1 protein-coding gene is annotated in these 513 nt (G+C 38.8%); it reads left to right on the forward strand.

Annotated features, from left to right (window positions below; all coding sequences use genetic code 11):
- A partial coding sequence (locus AC1DND_RS29295) for a glycoside hydrolase domain-containing protein (protein ID WP_477586542.1) occupies window positions 1–513 on the forward strand: 513 nt, incomplete at both ends.

Below are 513 nucleotides of genomic sequence, written 5' to 3' on the forward strand. Positions count from 1 at the left end.
CGATTTACCTTATCGCTGGGTGCAAAAAGGCGCTGCAAATACTTTTACAGGATCGGCTGGCAAAGGTGAAAACTATGCTTTTCAATTAGGCGTATTTGCTTTAAAAGATCTGAAAAATGTAGTGGTTAGCTTCGGTGATTTAAAAAATTCAGCCGGAAAAGTAATTTCTTCAAAATACATTAACTGCTTAAATACCAATGGAACAAGTTATGATAACAAACCTTTGGTCGAAAATGTAAATGTAGCCTCTGGCAAAATTCAGCCGATGTGGATTACGGTCAACATTCCTAAAAATACTGCTGCAGGTATTTATGCTGGAAAATTTACAGTTAAAGCCAATGGGAAATCGAAAGTAATCGATGCCAAAATTACAGTAGGCAACGAAGTTTTGGCCGATGCTGGGGTAGGAACCCCAGATAAACAGACTCGCTTAACCTGGCTAAATTCTACTTTAGCACAAGCGAATACGGTTGTAGCACCATATACGCCACTAACAGTTGATGGGAATGTAAT

The sequence above is a fragment of the Pedobacter sp. 01N416 genome, assembly GCF_056399685.1.